18 protein-coding genes are annotated in these 21,219 nt (G+C 64.4%); 9 read left to right on the plus strand and 9 right to left on the minus strand.

The genetic code is table 11. The features are described from left to right. Positions 1-111 precede the first annotated feature (111 nt). Positions 112-339 carry a hypothetical protein gene (locus C7450_RS23185; RefSeq protein ID WP_110376838.1) on the minus strand — a complete coding sequence of 76 codons (228 nt, stop codon included), beginning with the start codon at positions 337-339 and terminating at the stop codon, positions 112-114. A 770-nt stretch (positions 340-1,109) separates the two neighbouring features. Between C7450_RS23185 and ftsH the strand changes: the two genes are divergently transcribed. Next, positions 1,110-3,002, plus strand: a complete 1,893-nt coding sequence (gene ftsH, locus C7450_RS23190) for an ATP-dependent zinc metalloprotease FtsH (RefSeq protein WP_110376940.1) — start codon at positions 1,110-1,112, stop codon at positions 3,000-3,002. Between the two features lie 197 nt (positions 3,003-3,199). Then, on the plus strand, positions 3,200-3,607 hold the full coding sequence (locus C7450_RS23195; RefSeq protein WP_110376839.1) for a DUF1801 domain-containing protein: 408 nt from the start codon (positions 3,200-3,202) through the stop codon (positions 3,605-3,607). A 91-nt stretch (positions 3,608-3,698) separates the two neighbouring features. On the opposite strand, the gene C7450_RS23200 is transcribed toward C7450_RS23195, so the two are convergent. Then, positions 3,699-4,922: an NAD(P)/FAD-dependent oxidoreductase gene (locus tag C7450_RS23200; protein WP_110376941.1), complete on the minus strand. Its 1,224-nt coding sequence runs from the start codon at positions 4,920-4,922 to the stop codon at positions 3,699-3,701. A gap of 340 nt (positions 4,923-5,262) precedes the next feature. After that, a complete protein-coding gene (locus tag C7450_RS23205; RefSeq protein ID WP_110376840.1) occupies positions 5,263-5,493 on the minus strand; it encodes a hypothetical protein in 231 nt (76 codons plus the stop codon). 240 nt (positions 5,494-5,733) lie between these two features. Here C7450_RS23205 and C7450_RS23210 point away from each other — a divergent pair, with 240 nt between their 5' ends. Beyond that, complete coding sequence (locus C7450_RS23210; protein ID WP_110376841.1) at positions 5,734-6,477, plus strand: Crp/Fnr family transcriptional regulator; 744 nt, start codon at positions 5,734-5,736, stop codon at positions 6,475-6,477. A gap of 49 nt (positions 6,478-6,526) precedes the next feature. Here the strand turns inward: C7450_RS23210 and C7450_RS23215 are convergent, their stop codons facing one another. The 3 genes from C7450_RS23215 to C7450_RS23225 are packed head-to-tail and all read right to left on the minus strand — an operon-like array spanning position 6,527 to position 9,888. Continuing rightward, positions 6,527-7,408 (minus strand): ABC transporter permease, encoded by an 882-nt coding sequence (locus C7450_RS23215; RefSeq protein ID WP_110376842.1) that lies wholly within the window; start codon positions 7,406-7,408, stop codon positions 6,527-6,529. Further along, positions 7,408-8,334 (minus strand): ABC transporter permease, encoded by a 927-nt coding sequence (locus tag C7450_RS23220; RefSeq protein WP_110376843.1) that lies wholly within the window; start codon positions 8,332-8,334, stop codon positions 7,408-7,410. The genes C7450_RS23215 and C7450_RS23220 overlap by 1 nt, the downstream gene beginning before the upstream one ends. 21 nt (positions 8,335-8,355) lie before the next feature. Then, positions 8,356-9,888 (minus strand): ABC transporter substrate-binding protein, encoded by a 1,533-nt coding sequence (locus C7450_RS23225; protein ID WP_110376844.1) that lies wholly within the window; start codon positions 9,886-9,888, stop codon positions 8,356-8,358. Positions 9,889-9,975: 87 nt separating this feature from the next. Between C7450_RS23225 and C7450_RS23230 the strand changes: the two genes are divergently transcribed. Then, complete coding sequence (locus C7450_RS23230) at positions 9,976-11,049, plus strand: DUF2817 domain-containing protein (RefSeq protein WP_170147383.1); 1,074 nt, start codon at positions 9,976-9,978, stop codon at positions 11,047-11,049. 38 nt (positions 11,050-11,087) lie between these two features. On the opposite strand, the gene C7450_RS23235 is transcribed toward C7450_RS23230, so the two are convergent. Beyond that, positions 11,088-12,407: a protoporphyrinogen/coproporphyrinogen oxidase gene (locus tag C7450_RS23235; protein WP_110376846.1), complete on the minus strand. Its 1,320-nt coding sequence runs from the start codon at positions 12,405-12,407 to the stop codon at positions 11,088-11,090. Further along, complete coding sequence (locus tag C7450_RS23240; protein WP_170147384.1) at positions 12,404-14,032, minus strand: thiamine pyrophosphate-dependent enzyme; 1,629 nt, start codon at positions 14,030-14,032, stop codon at positions 12,404-12,406. The genes C7450_RS23235 and C7450_RS23240 overlap by 4 nt, the downstream gene beginning before the upstream one ends. A gap of 239 nt (positions 14,033-14,271) precedes the next feature. Here C7450_RS23240 and C7450_RS23245 point away from each other — a divergent pair, with 239 nt between their 5' ends. The 5 genes from C7450_RS23245 to C7450_RS23265 all read left to right on the plus strand — a co-directional run bounded on the left by C7450_RS23245 (position 14,272) and on the right by C7450_RS23265 (position 19,782). Beyond that, positions 14,272-15,879: an ABC transporter substrate-binding protein gene (locus C7450_RS23245; RefSeq protein WP_245450069.1), complete on the plus strand. Its 1,608-nt coding sequence runs from the start codon at positions 14,272-14,274 to the stop codon at positions 15,877-15,879. 249 nt (positions 15,880-16,128) lie between these two features. Then, complete coding sequence (locus C7450_RS23250) at positions 16,129-17,121, plus strand: ABC transporter permease (RefSeq protein WP_110376848.1); 993 nt, start codon at positions 16,129-16,131, stop codon at positions 17,119-17,121. Then, on the plus strand, positions 17,121-17,957 hold the full coding sequence (locus tag C7450_RS23255) for an ABC transporter permease (RefSeq protein WP_110376849.1): 837 nt from the start codon (positions 17,121-17,123) through the stop codon (positions 17,955-17,957). The genes C7450_RS23250 and C7450_RS23255 overlap by 1 nt, the downstream gene beginning before the upstream one ends. Further along, a complete protein-coding gene (locus tag C7450_RS23260; RefSeq protein WP_425351256.1) occupies positions 17,954-18,931 on the plus strand; it encodes an ABC transporter ATP-binding protein in 978 nt (325 codons plus the stop codon). The genes C7450_RS23255 and C7450_RS23260 overlap by 4 nt, the downstream gene beginning before the upstream one ends. Next, positions 18,928-19,782, plus strand: coding sequence for an ATP-binding cassette domain-containing protein (locus tag C7450_RS23265; RefSeq protein ID WP_210206512.1), 855 nt, complete (start codon positions 18,928-18,930; stop codon positions 19,780-19,782). The genes C7450_RS23260 and C7450_RS23265 overlap by 4 nt, the downstream gene beginning before the upstream one ends. A 305-nt stretch (positions 19,783-20,087) precedes the next feature. Here C7450_RS23265 and C7450_RS23275 read toward each other — a convergent pair whose 3' ends face one another. After that, the gene (locus C7450_RS23275) at positions 20,088-21,149 is read right to left on the minus strand and encodes a helix-turn-helix transcriptional regulator (protein ID WP_170147385.1); all 1,062 of its coding nucleotides are present in this window, start codon (positions 21,147-21,149) and stop codon (positions 20,088-20,090) included. Positions 21,150-21,219: the final 70 nt, after the last annotated feature.

Raw genomic sequence — 21,219 nt, forward strand, 5'->3', positions numbered from 1 at the left:
GGTCGACCGCGCAGAGGGCTTATGGGAAGAGCCGCCGCCCTCGATCGCGATGCGTCCTTGGTCCATAGATGCGTCCTGGTCCATGGTCATCCGCCCGCCAGGGAGCCCTCCCTATGGCGAAAAGAGCTCCACCGCGACCCATGCGAGCATAGCAAGGGCGAGGCCCACGACCAACACGACAAGGACCGGCCGATCAAGAAACCCCTGGCGCGCCTCGACCGGCGTTTCAACGGCTGGATCCTCAGTCGTGTGATCATCAGCACGGAGCGGCGGGATCGGATCGCCGCCTTTCAGTCCCTCGGATTGGTGCGCTGCGCGCAGTTCGGCGTCCGTTGCCATGACATGTCTCCCTTAGGCCTGTGATGCGGATGGACGTCGCTCGTGATGCACGGTTGAAGGACGCCGCGGCCGGCCTTCAGATATGTCCAGCGAACAGGCGCTATACTGTGCGGCCCCTTCCACGCGTGTTCACCTCGCGCCCACGGCAGCCACCATCGGCGGCCGGGAGAGCCAAGGCACCCCACGCACCCCATTCCATGAAGCCCGGGCAGAGGTCATGAGGTAATAACGAGCCCGCATTCCACTGGTTCCCGGCCATGTGCCTTAGGGTCAGGACCCATTAATATGATGGAAATGGCGCCTGAAACGGCAAAGAGATGCCAGGAGAGACGCGAAGGTCGATGGGGTTCCATCGGCCGAGTGGCTCGACGCCGCAGGTCGCAGCCGTTTCGGCGTCCTTCGGATGTGGTCCATTTGGCCGGCAACTGCGTCGCGGAGGGCTCGAAAGCCGAAAGGCTTCCTTCACCTCCGCTTCTTGTATCCGGCCAAATGGCTTCACACCATTTCAACCAGATTAATGGGTCCTGACCCTAACGGTGATGCCGTAGTCTCGACCGGACGACGCAGGCGAGTGAGATCGCGCGCGTCATCGGCGATCACGGTTCAAGGGGAGCACGCCAAACAATTCGGCACCCCCTGGCGAGAGGACCAGAGTCGTGCGGCCAACCCAGGCCGATCCATCCGCCGGCGTTGACGCGGCGTCGCAACCACGGCACGAAAGAGTTCGACGACAGACTTCCCCCTGAATGCGCGCATTCGGAGTGATGGCCATGGATCTCAACAAGAAGACGCAGTTCCACATCTGGTACTGGTTCATCGCTCTCGCCGCGCTGATGGGTTTCCAATACCTGTTCACGACCGCCACCCAGGTCGCCCAGATCCCCTACAGCCAATTCGAGACCTATGTCGCCGCAGGCAAAATTGCCGAGGTCGCCGTCTCCGATCGGTACATCCAGGGCCGGTTCAAGGAGCCGATCGACGACAAGCCGATGTTCATCACCACGCGCGTCGAGCCCGATCTGGCGCGCCAGCTCCAGAATCACGGTGTTGTCGTCACCGGCCAGATCGAGAGCACGCTCCTGCGCGATCTGCTCTCCTGGATCATTCCGGTGGCGCTCTTCGCCGGCGTCTGGATCTACATGCTCAAACGCGTGGGGGGCGGGCTGGGCGGTGGATTGATGCAGATCGGCAAGTCGAAGGCCAAAGTCTATGTCCAGTCCGACACCGGCGTTACCTTCAAGGATGTCGCCGGCGTGGACGAGGCGAAGGATGAGTTGAAGGAAATCGTCGATTTTCTCAAGGACCCCGTCGGATACGGCCGGCTCGGCGGCCGCATGCCGAAAGGCATCCTGCTGGTCGGGCCACCCGGAACCGGCAAGACCTTGCTCGCCAGGGCCGTCGCGGGTGAGGCCGGCGTCCCCTTCTTCTCGATTTCCGGTTCGGAATTTGTCGAGATGTTCGTCGGCGTCGGCGCCGCGCGCGTGCGCGACCTTTTCGAGCAGGCCCGCGCCAAGGCACCGGCCATCATCTTCATCGACGAGCTCGACGCCCTCGGCCGCGCGCGGGGAATAGGCCCCATGGCAGGCGGACACGACGAAAAGGAGCAGACGCTCAACCAGCTCCTCTCCGAGCTCGACGGCTTCGACCCCTCGGCGGGTCTCGTCCTCCTCGCAGCGACGAACAGGCCCGAGATCCTCGATCCCGCCCTCCTGCGCGCGGGACGCTTCGACCGCCAGGTCCTGGTCGACCGGCCGGACAAAGCCGGCCGGGTCCAGATCCTGGGTGTGCATCTCAAAAAGGCCAAGCTCGCGCCGGATGTCTCCCCCGAGCAGATCGCCGCGTTGACGCCCGGCTTCACCGGCGCCGACCTCGCCAACCTTGTCAATGAAGCCACGCTGCTCGCTACCCGTCGCAAGGCCGATGCCGTGACGATGGAGGACTTCAACAATGCCGTGGAGAGGATCGTCGCAGGCCTCGAGAAGCGCAACCGTCTCCTCAATCCGCGCGAGCGCGAGATCGTCGCCTATCACGAGATGGGCCACGCGCTGGTCGCGATGGCCTTACCGGGGGTCGATCCCGTCCATAAGGTATCGATCATTCCGCGCGGTGTCGGCGCGCTCGGCTACACGATCCAGCGCCCGACCGAAGATCGTTTCCTGATGACCCGCGAGGAACTGGAAAACAAGATGGCCGTATTGCTCGGCGGACGGGCGGCCGAGTGGATCGTGTTCGGTCATCTCTCCACGGGCGCCGCCGACGATCTCATCAAGGTGACCAATATCGCGCGCGCCATGGTCACCCGCTATGGCATGACAGAGAAGCTGGGCCCCATCGCGCTGGAAACGGATCGCCGCTCCTTCCTGGCGACCGACCAGCCCTATTACGGCCCCCCGGAGCACGACTATTCCGACGAGACAGCCGCCACGGTCGACCAGGAGGTGCGCCGGATCGTCGATGAAACCTTCGCGCGCACGGTGGCGCTGCTGCGCGAGCGCGAGGACGCCTTGCAACGGTCGGCGCGCAGGCTTCTCGAGAAAGAGACACTGGGCGAAAAGGAGATCGCGGACTTGGCCGCCATGCCCGCCGCCAAGCCTGCTGCCAAGACTGCGGCCAAGACTGCGGCCAAGCCTGTCGCCAACCCGGACGTTGCCACCGGCAGGTGAGCAAGGCTTTCTGAATATTCGACGGGGCGGGTTTGCCGCATCCGGTCGACCTCGGCTCGACCTCAGCCTTGAGTTGAAATTTGGACGGGTCGATCCGGGGCGGATAGAAGGGCCAGCGCCAGTCTCCACGCATAGGCGAGGAGCCTCCCGAGCCTGGGTTCGGCGAAAGCGGCAGAACGAGGGAAGCAGGAACGACCATGAACACGGGCGGATCGCAAGATGAAAAGTCCCCATCCCGCTTGATCGACGAGAGGATCAGGGAACTCGGTGACTGGCGGGGTGAAACGCTCTCCCGCCTGCGCAGCTTGATCAAGCAAGCCCTCCCCGCGGTAATCGAGGAGTGGAAGTGGAGAGGGGTTCCGGTATGGTATCACGACGGGATGATCTGCACCGGCGAGACCTACAAGAATGCGGTCAAGATCACCTTTGCCAAAGGCGCCGCGCTTGGCGACCCATCCGGCCTCTTCAATGCCAGCCTCGATGGCAATACCCGGCGTGCCATCGACGTCCACGCGGGTGATACGGTCGACGAGGAGGCATTCAAGGCTCTTATTCGTGCCGCTGCCGCGCTCAATGCTTCGCGAGGCCCTCGTCGATCGGGCTGACGCGGCGGGGACCACGTCGCCCCGAGACGGGCATGGATTATCGAAAGCTCAAGCGCGACTAGCTGGGGGCCCATAGGCGATACGCCAGCCATTACCGAAACGGAAATAGTGCGGCGTCCGGATCGGGATGTCCATTGATCATCGCCGGAATGATTTCCGCGGCGATCTTGCTGAAGGTAAATCCGTTACCGCCGTAGCCCATGACAGCATGGACATTCTTCAAGCCCGGCACCTCACCTATCATCGGCAGACCGGTTTCAGTGCTGCCGAAGCCCGCCGACCACACGTAATCCGGCGTTCCGATCGCGCAATGCAGCAAATCGGCAACCTTTTCGGCGATGATGCGGCCCTTGGCCGTCCGTTTGTCTTCGGACAGATAGGCATCCGGACTGTTCTCGTCCTCACCACCGGCGACCAACCGCCCGTCAGGCGTCGTCCGGAAGTAAAGATAGGGGTCCGCGCCTTCCCACACCAAAAACTCGGTGAGCCAAGCCGGCAGCTTCAGCCCGGGTCTGCTCGCGATGGCCCAGGTCGAGATGATGCGATGGTCTTTGTTGGCCAGGGATTTCAGAAACTCGTATCCGGTACAGAAAATCACATGTCGCGCCAGGAGCAGATGTCCGGTGGAGGTCGCAAGCACCACCTCATCGCCCGCATGAAGATCCGTGATCTCGACCCCGGCAACGATCTCGCAACCGCGCTTGCGCGCATCCCGCAGGAAGCCGGCCGTCATCTGCGCGGGATTGGTCGATGCGGAACTGTCACTGACGATGGCCGCACGCCGATCAATACCGAAGCTCTGTCCCAGGTCTGCGGCGTCAAGATAATGCGCCTTCAGTCCGGCTTCGGTTCTGGCCTCTTTTTCTTTTTGGAGCGCACGCGCTCCATAGGCGTCGCCAGCGAGATAGAGCGTCTTCTTTTCCTCGAACTGACAGGAAATACCGAGCCCATCCGCGAGCGTCTTCAAGCCCTCGACCGCTTGTACCGACCGTCGCCAGACCCGCTCGGCACGGGACTTCCCGATGATTCGTGAGAGTTCGAACAGGGGCACGTCGATCTCGTGCTGGATCATGGCGGTGCTCGCCAGGCTCGAGCCCTGCACCGGTCCGCGGCGATCGATCACGAGGAGTGAACGCTTTCCGTCCGCCAGGGCATTGGCCATGAGCGCACCGCTGATGCCTGCTCCGACGATGACGACATCGTAGCGTCGCGTGCGCGGGATTTTCCGTGCGATGACAGAACTGCGCGGGCTTCCGGCCCACAGGGGCTGCGCCTTGCGGAGGTCGCGTTTCGATGTAATCGCTTGTGGCGTCACGCGCTGCACCCGGCTGCCACGGGGCCGGGATAAAGCCTTGAAACCGACTGCTTGATGACGCGCCGCCGACACGGACGCCGCGAAGGCCGCGTTAGCCGAGACGGGTTAGGGGGCAGACCCTGGAGCGGCGGCAGGTTCATGAGGCCATCCATCAGACTGATCGCAGCTGGAGAGCAGACCACATCTGCTCGATACATCAGCAGCCGATATGAACGTCGCAACGGCGGCGTTCGTTCCCATGTACGGCACCGTGACGCCACCATGCCCGCCTTGCGAACCCCAGTGAGCCAGGAACAAACCTTGACCTGGAGCATTTTATCAGGAGACGCCGCTCCTTCTCTTACATCAGAACAGGGATACCGCGCGCAATGGCGCCAGCCACAATCTCTTTCCGGATATCGTCTTCGGACTTGCCGATCATAGGCATTTCGCGGACGAAACGAGCTGCTTCAGCACGAGCATTGATTGCAGAGCGGTTGCCGATAGCGCGGATGAAGAGCTGATGCATGGCCTGGCCTAAATGTTCAACCGTGCCCCTATCAGGATTTTCATCGGAAACGTCCTCGTTCATCGCCCTCTCCTTCATATATCAGGGCGGCGTCATGGACGGCCCGATCGGTTCTCGATTGGGCGCGCGGATGTAAGGACGCGCCCAATCGCGCAGTCTTATGCGAGAAAACCGGCCGCATCGGTTTCTGTACGGAATCGCACATTTCCGTAACGCAGCCGTTCGGACTGAGGGAGGGCGCGCGCACGTTTGCGACGGGACCGGCAAGCTTGTTTCAACGGCAAAAGCAATAAGGATGGGCCAATGGCGATCATGCAATCGGGGACACGTAATCGAATTCTCGCGCTGCTTCCGCACGACGACTTTGTTGCGCTCGCCCCATATCTGATCCCGATCTCTCTCCCCAAGGGCTATCTCATCGCCCGCAAGCAGGAGGAGATGGAGCACGCCTATTTTCTCGAGGCCGGCATAGGGTCCATTGTTGCCCATTCCCCGGAGGGACAGAGGGCGGAAACCGGCCTCGTCGGCCGTGAAGGTGTGCTCCCGGTCGCCTTCGCTCTCGACGTTTCGGTCAGTACCCATGAAATCATCATGCAGGTCGAGGGACATGGGTTCATCGTCGATAGCGATGTGCTGCGCGACATCCTGGCCAGCCGGCCGCGGGTTCGGCAGATCATGAGCCGTTTCGCCCACGCCATGTGGATTCAGACAGCGCACACGGCACTCTCCAACGCGGTCCATACCGTTGAGGAGCGCCTCGCGCGCTGGCTCCTCATGTGCCTGGACCGGGTCGATGACGGTGAGATCCCACTCACCCACGAGTATATGGCGATCATGCTGGCCGTCAGGCGTGCGAGCGTCACAACCGCGCTTCATGTCCTGGAGGGCAAGCGATTTGTCTACGCCGACCGGGGGCGTGTCATCGTTCGCGATCGCAAGGGCCTCGAGGAATTCGCGGCCGACGCCTATGGCGGCCCTGAACTCGAATACGGCCGCCTCATCGATTCGCTGTCCAGCTGGAACGTGCCGCAAAGCATCCCGGCATGACCGGGGCCATCCGGACGCGACGTTCAGCGCCCCTGTTCGCTCCCGCCATTCACGTGTGGCGCTCCGGCTGGGATAAATCCCTGAGCCCGTCGCCCAGGAGATTGGTCGCGAGCACGAGCAGAAAGATCGCGATCCCTGGAATCCATATCAGGTAGGGCTTAGCGAACAGATAGGTGCGTCCCTCCGCGATCATCAGCCCCCAAGATGGCGTTGGTGCGCGGATGCCAAGGCCGAGGAAGGACAGGCTCGCCTCGCTGAGGATGGCCATTGCCATTTCGAGCGTCGCGATGACCAGGATGTGGTGGAACACATTCGGGCGGATCTGGCGCCAGATGATCGCTGGGGCCGAGGCGCCCGCCACGCGCGCGGCCGCCACGAAATCGGCGCTGCGCACCTGTTGTGTCGCGGTCCGCACGACCACCGCATAGCGATCCCAGAACAACAGCCCGAGCACCAGCACGATCGTCAGCAGCGAGCCGCCGACGAGGGAGATCACCGCAAGGGCCACGAGGAGACCCGGCATGCTGAGGCGACTGTTGATGATATAGGTAACGACGTCATCAACCCGGCCGCCGAAATAGCCGCCGACGAAGCCCAGCGTCGAGCCGATCACCCCGGAGATCACCATCGTCGCGAAGCCGACGATCAACGAGATGCGGCTGCCGTAGATGAGCCGGCTAAGATAATCGCGGCCGAGGTGGTCGGTGCCCAGCAAATGATCGGGCCGGCCACCCTGCATCCAGGATGGCGGAATGAGGCGAGCGGACAGGTTCTGGGCGACAGGATCGTAGGGGGCAAGGAGCGGCGCGAAGATCGCAACGACCAGAGCCAGCATCAGAATGGCCGCGCCGAAGACGAAGCCGCCGTGGCGCAGGGCCCGGCGTAGTCGAAGGCGCCTGTCGGGCAGGGCGGGGACGTGGGTGTCGGCCATCAGCCCGTCCGCCGCTGCTGCAGACGCGGGTCGAGCCACGCATTCAAGATGTCGGCGAGGAGCGTGAGAACGATATAGGCGACGGATACGAACATCAGCGTGGCCTGGACAACCGGGAAGTCGCCGCGCTGGATAGAGCGATAGGTCAGGAGACCGATCCCGTCGATCGCGAAGACGGATTCGACGATCACCGATCCTCCGAGCAGGGTTCCGAGTTGCACCGCAGACAGCGAAATGAGCGGCAGGATAGCGTTGAGCAGCGCATGCCGCACCATGATGCGGACGCCCGACACGCCTTTGGAGCGGGCCGTGCGGATATAATCCTGATCGAGAACCTCGAGCATGCCCGAGCGTGTCATCCGCATGAGCGCCGGAATGGCGCCAATCGCCAGAACCGTGATCGGCATCACGAAATGCAGCGGGGTGGTGGAGCCGGAGATAGGGAGCCAGCGCAGGGTCACCCCGAACAGGCTCACCATCATCAGCGCCAGAAAGAAGCTCGGCACCGCCTGGCCGGCGAGGGCGAGGGCGCTGACCAGACGATCGAGCCAGGAATTGGGACGGAGCGCCGCCAGCATGCCGAGCGGCAGGCTCACGGCGATCGCCAGAATCAGCGCGCCGACGGCCAGGATCGCCGTGGTGCCGATCCGGGCCATGAACAGCGAGGACACCGCCTCCCGGCTGAAGAAGGATGCGCCGAGGTCGCCGCGAAAGGCCCCGGCCAGCCACTGCGCATATTGCGCAAGCAGGGGCTGATCGAGCCCCATTTGCCGCCGCACGGCCTCGATCTGTTCCGCGCTGGCGTTTTCCCCCGCGAGCGTGGCAGCGAGATCACCGGAGAGATGCAGCAGCGCAAATCCCACCAGTGACACCGTCAGCATCACGAGAAGCGATACGATCACCTTGCCGCGTATGAAGCCCCACATCACACTGGCCCAAAAGCTCTCTTACTTCGCCCAGGCAGCCTGCGAAATGTCGGGAAAGTCGATGGCCGGCACGGCGAATTTCACCTGATCGGAGGTGACATAGGTCGCAACCGCGCCGTAGAGCGGCAGGACATAGGCCTCCTCGTTGATACGCGTCAGCGTCTTGCGGTAGAGGGCTTCGCGTTCGGACTTGTCCATGGTGCGCGACGCGGTCGCATTCCAGGCGGTGATGTCCTTGTCCTTGACGTAGTCGGTGGAGGATCCGTTGAAGAAGATGCCGAGCGAATTGGAAATGTCGAGCGACGACACCCCGCTGCCCCAGCCGACGATGCTCATCTGCGATTCGCCCTTGATGTAGCGTTCGCGCCAGGCCGGAAGCGGCAGGGTCTCGAGATTGACCTTGATGCCGATGGCGGAGAGATAACCCTGCAAGGCCTCGCCGATCGGCCGCAGGCTCGCCTCCGCCATGAGGGTCACGTTGAAACCATCGGGATAGCCGGCCGATTTCATCAGGGCCTTGGCCTTCGCGAGGTCGAAGTCGTAAACGGGCTTCACATCGGTGATGCAGAAGCGCTGGGATGGATTGCAATTCGTCGCCAGCACGGCCGCGTCCGGGCTGACGAGGCCATGCACCAGTTCCGGCTTGTTGACGGCATAGGAAATCGCTCTCCGCACATCGGCATTGCCGAGCGGATTATTCTCCTTACCCGCGACATTCATGCTGAGAAAATACATGCGGGTCGCCTGGCCGGTCTGGACGGCGACGCCCGGCGCGCCCTGCAGCGCCGTCGCATCCGCGGAGGTCAGAGACAGCGCCATGTCGACACCGCCTGACATCAGCTCGGCAATCTGGGTCTGGGTTTCCGGGATGACGCGGACCTCGATCGTCCCGATGGTCGGCTTCGCCCGCGGGCCATCGAAATAATCGCTGTTCTTGACGAGCGTGTAGGCGGACCCCTTCTGCATGCTTTTCAGCGCGTAGGGGCCTGTGCCGACCGGCTTGGTCGCATGAACCATGTGGCCGTTGGCTTGTGTATAGTCGTTGGGCCAGATCCCGACGCGGGACGCCAGCACGTTCTCGAACGTCGGTTCCGGCTGCTTCAACGTCACCTTCACCGTGTAGTCGTCGATCTTCTCGACAGAGGCAATATTGCCGAAGTCCTGCTGCTGCTGGCGGAACTTGTTGTCCATGTCCATGAGCTGGCGGAACGTGAAGACAACGTCGTCGGCGTTGAAGGGCTCGCCATTCTGGAACTTCACGCCCTCACGCAACTTGAACACGACCGTTTTATCGTCTGTCCATGTCCAGGAGGAGGCGAGCAGCGGCTTGAACTCACCGGTGGCGCGATCGGCATAGATCAGCGTATCGAAGATAATCGTTCCGAAGAGATCGGAATCGGCACTGCTGGTGTGGATGGAATCGACGAAGTCGGTCTCGCGGGTAACGGCGACCCGCAGCGTATCATCGGCTTGACCCGCCCACGCGCTTGCGGCACTCAGAACGAGCGGAACGAGGAACAGGAAGCGTGTTGACCGAATGAGTCGATTCTTCATGCCTTTGTTTCCTTCCTGAACCACATTACTTGCGCTTCTCTGCTTACACTTAGAATGTCGGAGGGAGCAAGAAGGGAGCCGTCCGGCGTGGAACGCTATTTTTCCAAAGATTATTCTGAGGCGCGGCAGCGCTTCCGTGCGGCCGCAGAGGCGAGACAGGCTGCCATCGCACCCTATGACAATCCATCGCGCGGTCCTGCCGGCGAGGCCCTGTTCACCGATGCGGCCCGCCTGGGACCCGCGAGCGCACGCCGGGTGCTGATCCTGGAATCAGGGCTGCACGGCGTTGAGGGCTATGCCGGATCGGCCATCCAGCTCGCGGCGCTGGATCGGATTGATCTCCCCGCGGACGGCGATGTCGCGCTCCTGCTCGTTCACGCCATCAATCCCTGGGGCTTTGCTTCCAACCGCCGTTTCAACGAGGACAATATCGACCTCAACCGGCATTTCATCGACTGGGACAATCCGGGCGATCTCGACAATCCGGGCTATCGCGACATCGCGGATATCGTGATCCCCGCCGACTTCTCCGAAGAGGCCCTCGCTGCCTCCGATGCGAAACTCGAGGCCTACCGGCTGGAGAAGGGCGAACAGGCGCTGCGCTCGGCCATCAAGCTCGGCCAGTATTCGCACCCCGAGGGGCTCTATTACGGCGGCCTGACGCCCTCCTGGTCGGCGCGGACGGTCCAGCGCATCGCCGAGGAGCATTTGCACGCGGCCGAGATCTGCGGGCTGATCGATGTTCATACCGGGCTCGGGCCCTTCGGATTCGGCGAGTGCCTCAGCGGCATGGCGCCCGACAGCGCGGAGGGCAAGCGCTGCAGCGCCTGGTATGGCCATGTCGCCCATACCAGGAGCCCAAAGACCAGCTATGCCGGTAGCGCCGCCTCCATCCTGGACGGGTATAAACGCGCCGCACCCTGGCCGGTCTGGACGCCGATCGGACTGGAATTCGGAACCCGGTCGGAACAGGTGGTGCGCGATGCCGTGCGTTTCGACGGCTGGCTCCACCTGAACGGCGGCGCATTGAACCCTCGTGCCGACGCGGTCAAGGCCATGATGCTCCATGCCTATTCCCCTGACGAGCCCGCATGGCGGCAAGCGGTCGTCAAACGCGGCCTGGAGGTTGTGAACCTCGGGCTCGCGGGGCTTTCAGGTTAGGGACGACGACCGAGACAAGTCCCAAAGCCGGCACGATTTCAAGCCCAGTGGCGTGCGATATCGGCGGCGGCGCGTTCGCCACTGGCGGCGGCGCCGGTGACCAGCGATTGCGCGAGGTAGTCGCCGCAGAAATAGACCCGGCGGCGCACCTCTGACTGGCGGTCGCGGAAGCGTGCAACGGCGCGGGCATAGCCCGGATAGAAGACCGGCAGCTTATGCGCGATCCACTGGTTGTGCATGTCCACGCAGTCGCGCTCCAGGGTCGGACAGAGCGTCAGCACCTGCGGCCTCACGAACAGGTCGAGACTGTCGGTCATGTCGCGGCGCAGCGCCTCCCTCACTGCCTCGGGCGACAATTGGGCATAGAGTTGCGGGGCCTGCCCCGTCGCATCATTGCCGGGCACCTGCTGCCAGGTGGCGAGCGGGCCGGACGCGTCGCGGGTGAAGAATTTCATGGCCGGCGCGACCTGACGGCCGAGCTGATAATGGACGATGCCCAGTGCGTTGTAGCGCACGCTGGACAGGAAGCCGCGGTCCTCCTCACGCAGCTGCGGAAAAAGCCGCGCGGCGCGCGAACCCTCGGTCGCGCAGACGACCAGATCGGCCTCGTGCTGGACCGGCTTCCCGTCATGCTCGGCATGAATGCGGCAGGGGCCCGTGGCAGGCGTTTCGACGCCGACGACCCGTGTCGCGCAGTCCACCATCAGGCCGGATGCCAGCGCCGCCGGCAGCTTTCCCATGCCCCCGGCGAGCACATGGACGGTGTCACGCCCGATGAGATGCGGGGTCACGGAGGCGAAGAAGGCAGCCGACACGTCCTCGGCATTCCAACTGCGGGTGCCGCGAAAAACGGGCTCGATCATGCGCTCCAGCACGCGCGGGCCAAGTTCGCGGCTGATGTAGTCGGCAAGGGTGATGTCATCCTCCGCCAAGGCGGAGGCCGCATCGTCGGGGTCAGTGTGACTGCGCGCGGCGCGTTGCTTCCGCGCAAACGACAGGAAGCGCAGCCGTTCCATCAGGGAGAGGCCGGGGGTGAACAGACTTTTCACGCCGGGCATGAGTTCGACCGTCCAGCGTCCGTCGGTGCCGACGCATTGGGCGGAGAGATGCCGCACCGGAACGAGCGCCGCCGTCAGGCCGAGTTCGTCGAGCAGGCTGTTGAACGGCCGGCTGAAATCATAAAGCAGCCGGGCGCCGGCATTGAAGCGGATACCGCGCACCTGCCGGTCACCGACACGGCCGCCCGGCATCTCGCCGGCCTCCAGCACGCGCACGCTATGACCCGCGCGCGACAGTCTGCGCGCTGCAACGAGCCCTGCAATGCCCGCCCCGATGACGACGATGCGCTGTCCGCTCACGGCCGCAGCGCCTCCGGTCCCGTCATGAGCTCGATCAGCGCGGGGCCATCAGTCGCCAAGGCCGAGGCCAAGGCCGGCGCGAAATCCGCGGTGGTCTCGACCCGAAATCCCGCGGCGCCGAAGGCCCGCGCATAGGCCGCGAGGTCCACCGGCGCGAGATCCGTCCCCACCGTCCTGCCGAAATGCCGGCTCTGACTGGCCGCGATCGCGCCGTAGCTGTTGTTGTTGACGACGATGACGGTCACCGGGAGCTTGTGCAGCACGGCGGTGGCAAGTTCTTCACCGTGCATCAGGAAGCAGCCGTCGCCCGCCATCGCCACGACGCGACGTCCCGGGCAGGAAGCCTGCACGCCGATCGCCGCGGACAATCCGTAGCCCATGGCCCCGCTCTTCGGACCGAGCTGCGTGCCGTAGACCGTGTGCGGGAAATAGCGCTGCGGCCAATGGGCATAGGCGCCGGCGCCGACGGTGAGCATGGCATCGGGCGGCAGCGCCTCGCGCAGAACGCGGCAGACCGCGCGCAGGTCGAGGGGGCCGTGGCCCGGCCGGCCCGTGGCGAATGTCTCCCGCGCCCCGCGCAACCCAAGCCGCCATTCAGACCAGTCGGGCAGGCTATGTGCAGCGAGCGAGCGACCGAGTGGCTCGAACAAAGTCTCGGCCTCGGCGCAAACGGGCAGCGTGGCGCGATAGACGCGATTGAGCTCGCTTGCGTCGGGGTGGATATGGACGAGCGTCTGGGCCGGCTCCGGCGCCGACAGCAGGCGAAACCCCTCAAAGACACCGGCACCGAAGGTGTTGATCTCCCCGAGCCGCATGCCGGCCACGATGACGAGGTCCGCGCGGGCCACCGCATCGAGAACGGCGGGGTCGGCGCCTATGCCCAATTCGCCGGCGAAACAGGGATGATCGGCGGGCATGAGATCGCGGCGGCGATAGGACGTCACCACCGGCAGGCCCGTGGTCTCCGCGAAATCTCTCAGCGCGGTGACGCCTGCCTCGGACCATCCTGTGCCGCCGACGACGAGCACGGGATTGTCCGCACCGGCGAGCCTCGTCGCGATGGCATCGGCGTCGGCGGCCGGGACGCGCGGGCGCGCGACGACGGGCGGCGCCAGGACCGGCGCGTCCACGGTCTCTATCCAGACATCCTCGTTGATGGCCACGACAACCGGGCCACGCTGTCCGGTCATCGCCGTCGCCCAGGCCCGCGAGAGAATTTCGGGCAGGCGGGCGGCCTCGGAGCAGGTTCCGATCCACTTCGCGACCGGGGCGAAGGCGAGCGAGAAATCATTGTCGAGGAAGGGCTCCCGCCCTGCCTGCCGCATCGGCGGCTGGCCGATGATGAGGATCATCGGGGCGGCATCGGTGAAGGCCGTATGAAGGGCGAGCGCGGCATTGAGCGCGCCGGGCGCGCGCCCGGCAAGGCAGATGCCCGGCTTGCCCCGCACCTGTCCGGCCGCCTGTGCCATATAGGCCATCCCGGCTTCATGGCGGCACGCGATCAGCGGCACATCGACATCGGCCAGCGCATCGAGCGCTTCCAGAATGCCTTCGCCGGGCACATGGAAGACGGGGCCGCAATCCCAGTGGCTCAGCGTGCGCGCGAAGAGCTGCGCTCCTGTCATGTCGGCCGGTCCAGGCATCGCTGCGGGATTCCCTCTTGTTGCGGGCTCATTTGTCGCAAATCATGCTGACCCCGCAACCGTGCCCGGCGTGAAACCGTCCCGGAATGGACGGATTTCCAAAAAGCTAAACCCGGAAGAAAAAAGGCGTGCTCTGGCCAGACCGCATGGAGCTGTCGATACTCCATCCTGAAAAGCTCCGCGTGCAGCGTTGCCGAGCGGACGAGAGAGTGGAACGTAAGATGAGCGACGACGCCAAATCCGCAATCCTGTTGGACCGCCGCCAATTGCTGCTGCTGGGTTCGGCCGCGCTGGCCTCCGGCGCCCTGATGCCCTACGCGGCGTCGGCCGCGGAGGGCACGCTGGTCATGACGATCAATCCCGAGCCGAACGCCATGGTCAGCGCCTTCAATACGGCGTCGCCCGTCGCAGTGATCTCCGGCAAGATGACGGAAGGCTTGCTCCATTACGATTTCGATCTCAAGCCGCAGCCGGCGCTGGCAACATCCTGGGAGATCGCGCCCGACGGGCTCTCCATGACCTTCAAGCTGCGCGACGGCGTCAAATGGCATGACGGCAAGCCCTTCACCTCTGCCGACGTCGCCTATTCGATCATGGAGATCCTCAAGCAACACCATCCGCGCGGCCGCGGCGTCTTCGCCAAGGTGACGGCGGTGGAGACGCCGGATCCCCTGACCGCAATCATCAAGCTCGGCGAGCCGACCCCTGCCCTCCTCTATGCACTGGCGGGCTGGGAATCGCCGATGCTGCCGAAGCACGTCTATGAAGGCACCGACGTGCTGAGGAACCCGGCCAACAACGCGCCGATCGGCACGGGGCCCTTCAAATTCGTCGAATGGCAGCGCGGCAGCCATATCATTCTGGAGAAGAATCCCGACTACTGGGACAAAGGCAAGCCGCTCCTCGACAAGCTCTTCGTGCGCATCTACCCCGAGCCGAGCGCGCGCGTCGCGGCGTTCGAGGCCGGCGAGTTGCACCTGGGTGGCGACGGGCCCATTCCGCTCAACGAGGTCAAACGTTTCCAGGACAACCCGGCGTTCAAGGTGGAGACGCGCGGCACGGAGATGAACAACAGCCTCGACGTGCTGGAAACCAACCTGCGCAACGAATATCTCGCCAAGCCGCAGGTGCGCAAGGCGCTCATGCATGCGGTCAACCGGGACCTCATGGCAAAGACCGTCTGGTATGGGCTGGCCGAAATCCTGACCGGTCCCATCCCGAAGACGCTGCCGCATTTCTATAGCGCGGACGTGCCAGCCTATCCCTTCGACGTCGCCAAGGCCGAGGCTCTGCTCGACGAGGCAGGCTACAAGAAAGACGCGAAGGGCACGCGTTTCAAGCTCCGTCTCATCTATCCGACCGTGGGCGATACCTATGATCGGGCCGGGCAGTTCCTGCGCCAGCAGTTCCGCAAGGTCGGCGTCGAGCTCGAGCTGCAGTCGGTCGACGTGCCGACCTTCATCCGGCGGGTCTACGGCGAATATGATTTCGACCTGTCGATGTTCCCGGCATCGGTGACCGCCGATCCTTCGATCGGGTTGCAGCGGTTCTACCAGTCCGGCGCGATCAAACAGGGCACGCCTTTCGTCAATGCATCCGGCTACAAGAACCCGGAGATGGACGCGCTGTTGCTGAAGGCGGCGGTCGAACCCGACGCGGGCAAGCGAGCTGCCATGTTCAAGCGGTTCCAGCAGATTGCGATGGAGGATCTGCCCATTCTGCCGCTGGTGAGACCCATCTACGTCACGGTCGCCAATGCCAAAGCGAAGAACTTTGTAACGGGGCCTGAGGGCGTACGCAGCCATTATGCCACGCTGAGCCTGGATTAAGGCGACGTCCGCCTGAACGTCCGCGACAGGGCGGCGTCGGCGATCAATCTGCCGATCGAAGATGGCACCGGCGGCGCGCTCCGGACGCGGGCACAATCCCGCGCTTAGCCTTATAGGCACGCCGGGACATTTGCCCTTCGCGCTGTCTGTCGCGCAGGCGCGCGCGACCGATGCCATCGGATGGCGCTGGGGATACAGTGGCATGGGCCGGGCCACCCTGTGCCGCTCGCCTGACAACACGGGAATGAAATGTCCGCACCGCGACGCAATCTGCCGTTTCGCTTCATCGGCAAGAGAATTCTGCAGGCCGTTCTCACGATCCTCGGGATAGCGATCATCAATTTCTTCCTGCTGCAACTTGCGCCCGGCGACGCGGCGGAGGCGCTCGCCGGCGAGGCGGGCACCGCGGACGCGGGCTACCTCGCCAATCTTCGGCGGGAATTCGGCCTGGATCGCCCCCTGTGGGAGCAGCTCGCGACGTTTCTCATGCGGATCGCCACGTTCAACCTCGGCTATTCCTTCCGCTATGGCGAGACTATCTCGACGCTGATCCTGAGTAGGCTGCCGGCGACGCTGCTGCTCATGGCGACGAGCATCGTCATCGCGCTCGTGATCGGCATCCTTTTCGGGGTGACCGCCGCGCGCTACTTCAATCGCCTGCCAGACCGGCTGATCTCGCTGGTGGCTCTTCTCTTCTACGCCACGCCGCCGTTCTGGATCGGCCTGATGATGATCCTGGTCTTCTCGGTGTGGCTCGGCTGGGCGCCGACAGGCGGCATGCGCGACATCACCGCGCCGGATGGCGGCATCGCCGGCGTGTTCGATATCGCCCGGCATCTCGCCCTGCCTGCCCTGACGCAGGCCTTCTTCTATCTCGCCATCTACACCCGGCTGGTCCGGGCCGGCATGCTGGAGGTGCTGAGCCTCGACTACATCAGGGTGGCGCGCGCCAAGGGCATCTCCGAGCAGCGCGTCGCCTATCGCCATGCCCTGCGCAATGCCGTGTTGCCGCTGGTCACGGTCGTCGGGACAAATATCGGCGGCTTCCTGGGCGGCGCGGTGCTGACGGAGACGGTATTCTCCTGGCCCGGCATCGGCCGGCTGATGTTCGACGCCATGTTGCAGCGCGATCTCAATCTCCTGCTGTCGATCCTGGTACTCAGTTCGGTCTTCGTCGTCATCGCCAATCTCGCGGTGGATCTCATCTATCCCGTGATCAATCCGACGGTGGAACTGCGGTGATGCGCTCCATCTCGTTTATCCTGCGGCACTGGACGACGGCGCTCGGCATCCTGCTCCTGGCCGCGGTCATCCTGATGGCGCTGACGGCGCATCTCGTGTTTCCCGGGGATCCCTACGACATGGTCGGCGCCCCGCTCACCTGGCCGGGCGAATCTGCAGACACGCTTCTCGGCACCGACAGCCTCGGCCGCGACATGGCGGCCGGCCTGTTCTACGGCGCGCGCGTATCGCTGCTGGTCGGCTTCGCCTCGGCCCTGGTGGCGGCGATCGTCGGCGTGCTCGTCGGGGCCTTTGCCGGCTACTACGGCGGCTGGACCGACGACGTGCTGATGCGCATCACCGAACTCTTCCAGACGACGCCGCAGTTCATGCTGGCGCTCGCCGTCGTCGCCGTTCTCGGACCGTCGGTGACGGTGATCATCCTGTCCTTGTCGGCCGTCTCCTGGCCGGCCGTCGCGCGCCTCGTGCGCGGCGAATTCATGGTTATGCGCGAGCGGGCCTTCGTGCATGGCTGCGTGGTGGCCGGCATGAGCGACCTGCGCATCATCTTCGCGCAGATCCTGCCCAATGTGCTGCCTGTCATCATCGTCATGTCGACCATCCTTGTGGCGACGGCGATCCTGATGGAATCGGCGCTCTCCTTTCTCGGGTTCGGCGATCCCAACGTGCTGACCTGGGGCACGATGATCGGCATGGGGCGCGGCCAGTTGCGCGACGCCTGGTACATCATCGCCATCCCCGGGGTGGCGCTGCTGCTCACCGCGCTTGCGCTCAATCTCGTCGGCGAGGGCCTCAATGACGCGCTCAACCCGCGCCTGAAACAGAGGAAGGGCTGATGAGCGCCCCCTTGCTGAGCATCGCGGATCTGAAGGTCCGCATCCGCGGCAACCCGCAGGCGAGGCTCCTGCGTGGCGTGTCCCTGTCCATCGACCGTGGGGAGACGCTGGCGGTAGTCGGCGAAAGCGGATGCGGCAAGTCGCTGACGTCGCTCGCCGTCATGGGCCTTCTCCCTGATGGCCTGGAGAAGAGTGGCGGCGTGATACGCTTCGACGGCGCCGATTTGCCCGTGACGGACAATGAGGCGATGCGCAAGGTGCGCGGACGCCGGATCGGCATGGTTTTCCAGGAGCCGATGGCCGCGCTCAATCCCGTCTTCTCGATCGGCGACCAGGTGGCCGAAGTCATTCACGAGCATGAGGCGGTCAGCCACGCCGCCGCGATGGCGCGGGTCGTCGATCTCCTCACGCAGGTCCAGCTGCCGGAGCCGGCGCGCATCATCCATGAATATCCGCACCGGCTCTCGGGCGGGCAAAGGCAGCGTGTGGTGATCGCCATGGCGCTGGCCTGCCGTCCCGACCTCCTGATCGCCGACGAGCCGACAACCGCGCTCGACGTCACCGTGCAAGCGCAGATCATGAGACTTCTGCACGACCTGCAGGACGACATGGGGATCGCCATCCTGCTGATCACCCATAATCTCGGGCTCGTGGCGCAGATGGCGGATCGCGTCGCCGTCATGTATGCCGGGCGCAAGGTCGAGGAGGCGACGACACGGATGCTGTTCGCCGCGCCGCAGCATCCCTATACGCGTGGACTGCTGGCCGCGACGCCGCGCCCGGGACGCAGGCGCCCCGGGGAGCCACCGCTGACGGAGATCCCCGGCGTCGTCCCGGCCATCACCGAGATGCCGTCCGGCTGCCGGTTCCGGCCGCGCTGCATGCTGGCGAGCGACATCTGCGCCCTTGAGGATCCGCCCTTCGTCGATGGCGTCGCCTGCCATAGGGCCGTTTCCCGGGAGCTGGTGCCATGACCTCAAGCGCCATGACCTCAGTTGCCACGACCTCAAGCGCCGTGACCCCCGTCCTTTCCGTGCGCGATCTCCATTGCAGTTTCGAGACGACGCGCGGAAGGGTCCACGCGGTCAAAGGCGTGAGCCTCGATCTCCATCCCGGCGAGACGCTGGCCCTCGTCGGCGAGTCCGGCTGCGGCAAGACCACGCTGGCGCGCTGCATTCTCGGATTGCAGAAGCCGACGTCCGGCAAGGTCCTGCTGGATGGAAACAACCTCGTCGGACTCTCGCGGCGCGAGGCGCGGCGGCACAGGCCGCGCATGCAATGCGTCTTTCAGGACCCGTTCGCATCGCTCAATCCCCGCAAGCGTGTCGAGGATCTGATCCGCGAGCCGCTCGATGTGCAAGGCATCGGCACGGCAGTGGAGCGCCGGCGGCAGGTTCTTGAACTCATGGAGCGCGTCGGCCTGCGCCCGGACTGGGGCAGGCGCTTCCCCCATGAATTCTCCGGGGGACAGAGGCAGCGCATCGGCATCGCGCGCGCCCTCTCGCTCCGCCCGGCGGTGCTCATCTGCGACGAGCCCGTCTCCGCGCTCGACGTGTCCGTCCAGGCGCAGATCGTCAATCTCCTATGGGAATTGCAGCGCGATCTCGGTATGAGCTACCTGTTCATCACGCATGATTTGATGCTCGTGGAGAACTTTGCCGATCGCGTGGCCATGATGTACCAGGGCCAGATCGTCGAGGAGGGACCCGCGCTCGATGTCTGGCGCAATCCCCAGCACGCCTTTACCCGCAGCCTGATCGACGCCATCCCCATCCCGGATCCGGACGTGCGGCTCGGGTCCGGTCGCTCCGCCTTTGCGGAGTAGAGCATGCTGATTTTATACTGAACCACCGTGTCATTCCGGGGCGCGCCGAAAGGCCCGAGCCCGGAGCCCATGAACACCACGCTCTACCGGGGAGGCACAGTCCGGTGCGCCTTCTTCCCAAATCGCGTGTTCATGGGTTCCGGGCTCCTCGCTGACGCGAGGCCCCGGAATGACGGCGGGATTCGGTCCGAACTCAGGATGTCCTAGAGCATTTTCGCGTTTCTCCGAATCGCGAAAATGCTCCATGTCTTTGTTTTAGCGCATTTTCTTCACGCGAACCGGTGTCCACTTCGCTCGAAAATGCTCTAGGGCGCGTCAGTCGGCACCAAACGCTGGCGGGCCTGGGTCGGGGTGAGCCCGAAATGCGCGCGAAAGGCCGATGTGAAGCTGGCCTGATGACGGAATCCGACGGCATGGGCTACAGCCGCGATCGGCGTGTCGCCCTCCGCCAGAAGCTGCATCGCGCGATGCATGCGGTGGCGGTTGCGGAACGCGAAGATCGTCGTGCCATAAAGCAGCCGGAAGCCGCTCTTCAGCTTGGTCGCGTTGGTGCCCAGCTTGCGGGCGAGCCGCGGGATGGTCTGCGATTCCGAGAAGTCGCCCGCCAGGACCTCGCGGGCGCGGTCGAACATGGCGAGCTCGCGTGCCGTGAAGACAATCGACTGCTCCTCCGCCTTGCCGCCGCGGTCGACGGCATCCACCGACAAGACGAGAAGTTCGAGGATGCGCGCTGCCGCCAGCGTGAGATCCCGCGGCCCGGAGAACCTGATCTCGAACAGGCCGCGCAGGAGGCGCAGGAACTCCGGATCGATCTTCTGTTCCGTCATCGCCATGGTGCCTTCGCGCGGCGACAGCAACTGGCGGGCCATCCCCTGCGAGAGATCCATGCCGAAACTCTCCCTGATGAGCTCCGGCCTGACATAGAAACTGGCCATCTTGTAGGTTCCGGGCTGGCAGACGACGTCGTAGGCCATTCCCGGCGCCTGCTGACAGGCAATCAGCGAGACATTGGTCGGGGCTGTCGCGTCCAGCTCCTGCGGCAGGGAGAGCTCGACCGGCCCCTCCAGGAGGAAATGGAACTCGATCAGACCTTCGGCCACCACGCGCTCGTGGCGGATCGTGTGATATTCGCAATCGGTCAGGACAGCGAAGATGCCTTCGGCCGGCGACAGAAAATGCCAGGCCCCGCAGCCCTCTTCGGGTGGGAGATCGAAACGCGCGTAGGTCAGGCCGAGGCGCTCGTCGGTGCGGCGCACAACGTCCGCGGTCGCCAGGTTGCGAAACGTGGTGGCGACGGATCCGTCCTCGCCGCCAAAATAGGCGCGAAACAGGCCCCTGGTGCCGGCCGCGTCCTCACGATCGTCCATTCTTGTCTCCAGCCCGTTCGCACGGTCCGGACAAATTATCATTGATTGTGACGATTTGGCATGCGGGCGT

The sequence above is a fragment of the Chelatococcus asaccharovorans genome, assembly GCF_003201475.1.
In the GTDB taxonomy this organism is placed as follows: Bacteria; Pseudomonadota; Alphaproteobacteria; order Rhizobiales; family Beijerinckiaceae; genus Chelatococcus; species Chelatococcus asaccharovorans.

Bases quoted from the DNA above. Each gene is read 5' to 3' on its own strand.
- C7450_RS23195 (WP_110376839.1), top strand. From the start codon at position 3,200: ATGAACACGGGCGGATCGCAAGATGAAAAGTCCCCATCCCGCTTGATC.
- C7450_RS23215 (WP_110376842.1), bottom strand. From the start codon at position 7,408: ATGGCCGACACCCACGTCCCCGCCCTGCCCGACAGGCGCCTTCGACTA.
- C7450_RS23210 (WP_110376841.1), top strand. From the start codon at position 5,734: ATGGCGATCATGCAATCGGGGACACGTAATCGAATTCTCGCGCTGCTT.
- C7450_RS23185 (WP_110376838.1), bottom strand. From the start codon at position 339: ATGGCAACGGACGCCGAACTGCGCGCAGCGCACCAATCCGAGGGACTG.
- C7450_RS23220 (WP_110376843.1), bottom strand. From the start codon at position 8,334: ATGTGGGGCTTCATACGCGGCAAGGTGATCGTATCGCTTCTCGTGATG.
- C7450_RS23275 (WP_170147385.1), bottom strand. From the start codon at position 21,149: ATGGACGATCGTGAGGACGCGGCCGGCACCAGGGGCCTGTTTCGCGCC.
- C7450_RS23205 (WP_110376840.1), bottom strand. From the start codon at position 5,493: ATGAACGAGGACGTTTCCGATGAAAATCCTGATAGGGGCACGGTTGAA.
- C7450_RS23250 (WP_110376848.1), top strand. From the start codon at position 16,129: ATGTCCGCACCGCGACGCAATCTGCCGTTTCGCTTCATCGGCAAGAGA.
- C7450_RS23225 (WP_110376844.1), bottom strand. From the start codon at position 9,888: ATGAAGAATCGACTCATTCGGTCAACACGCTTCCTGTTCCTCGTTCCG.
- ftsH (WP_110376940.1), top strand. From the start codon at position 1,110: ATGGATCTCAACAAGAAGACGCAGTTCCACATCTGGTACTGGTTCATC.
- C7450_RS23240 (WP_170147384.1), bottom strand. From the start codon at position 14,032: ATGACAGGAGCGCAGCTCTTCGCGCGCACGCTGAGCCACTGGGATTGC.
- C7450_RS23265 (WP_210206512.1), top strand. From the start codon at position 18,928: ATGACCTCAAGCGCCATGACCTCAGTTGCCACGACCTCAAGCGCCGTG.
- C7450_RS23245 (WP_245450069.1), top strand. From the start codon at position 14,272: ATGAGCGACGACGCCAAATCCGCAATCCTGTTGGACCGCCGCCAATTG.
- C7450_RS23255 (WP_110376849.1), top strand. From the start codon at position 17,121: ATGCGCTCCATCTCGTTTATCCTGCGGCACTGGACGACGGCGCTCGGC.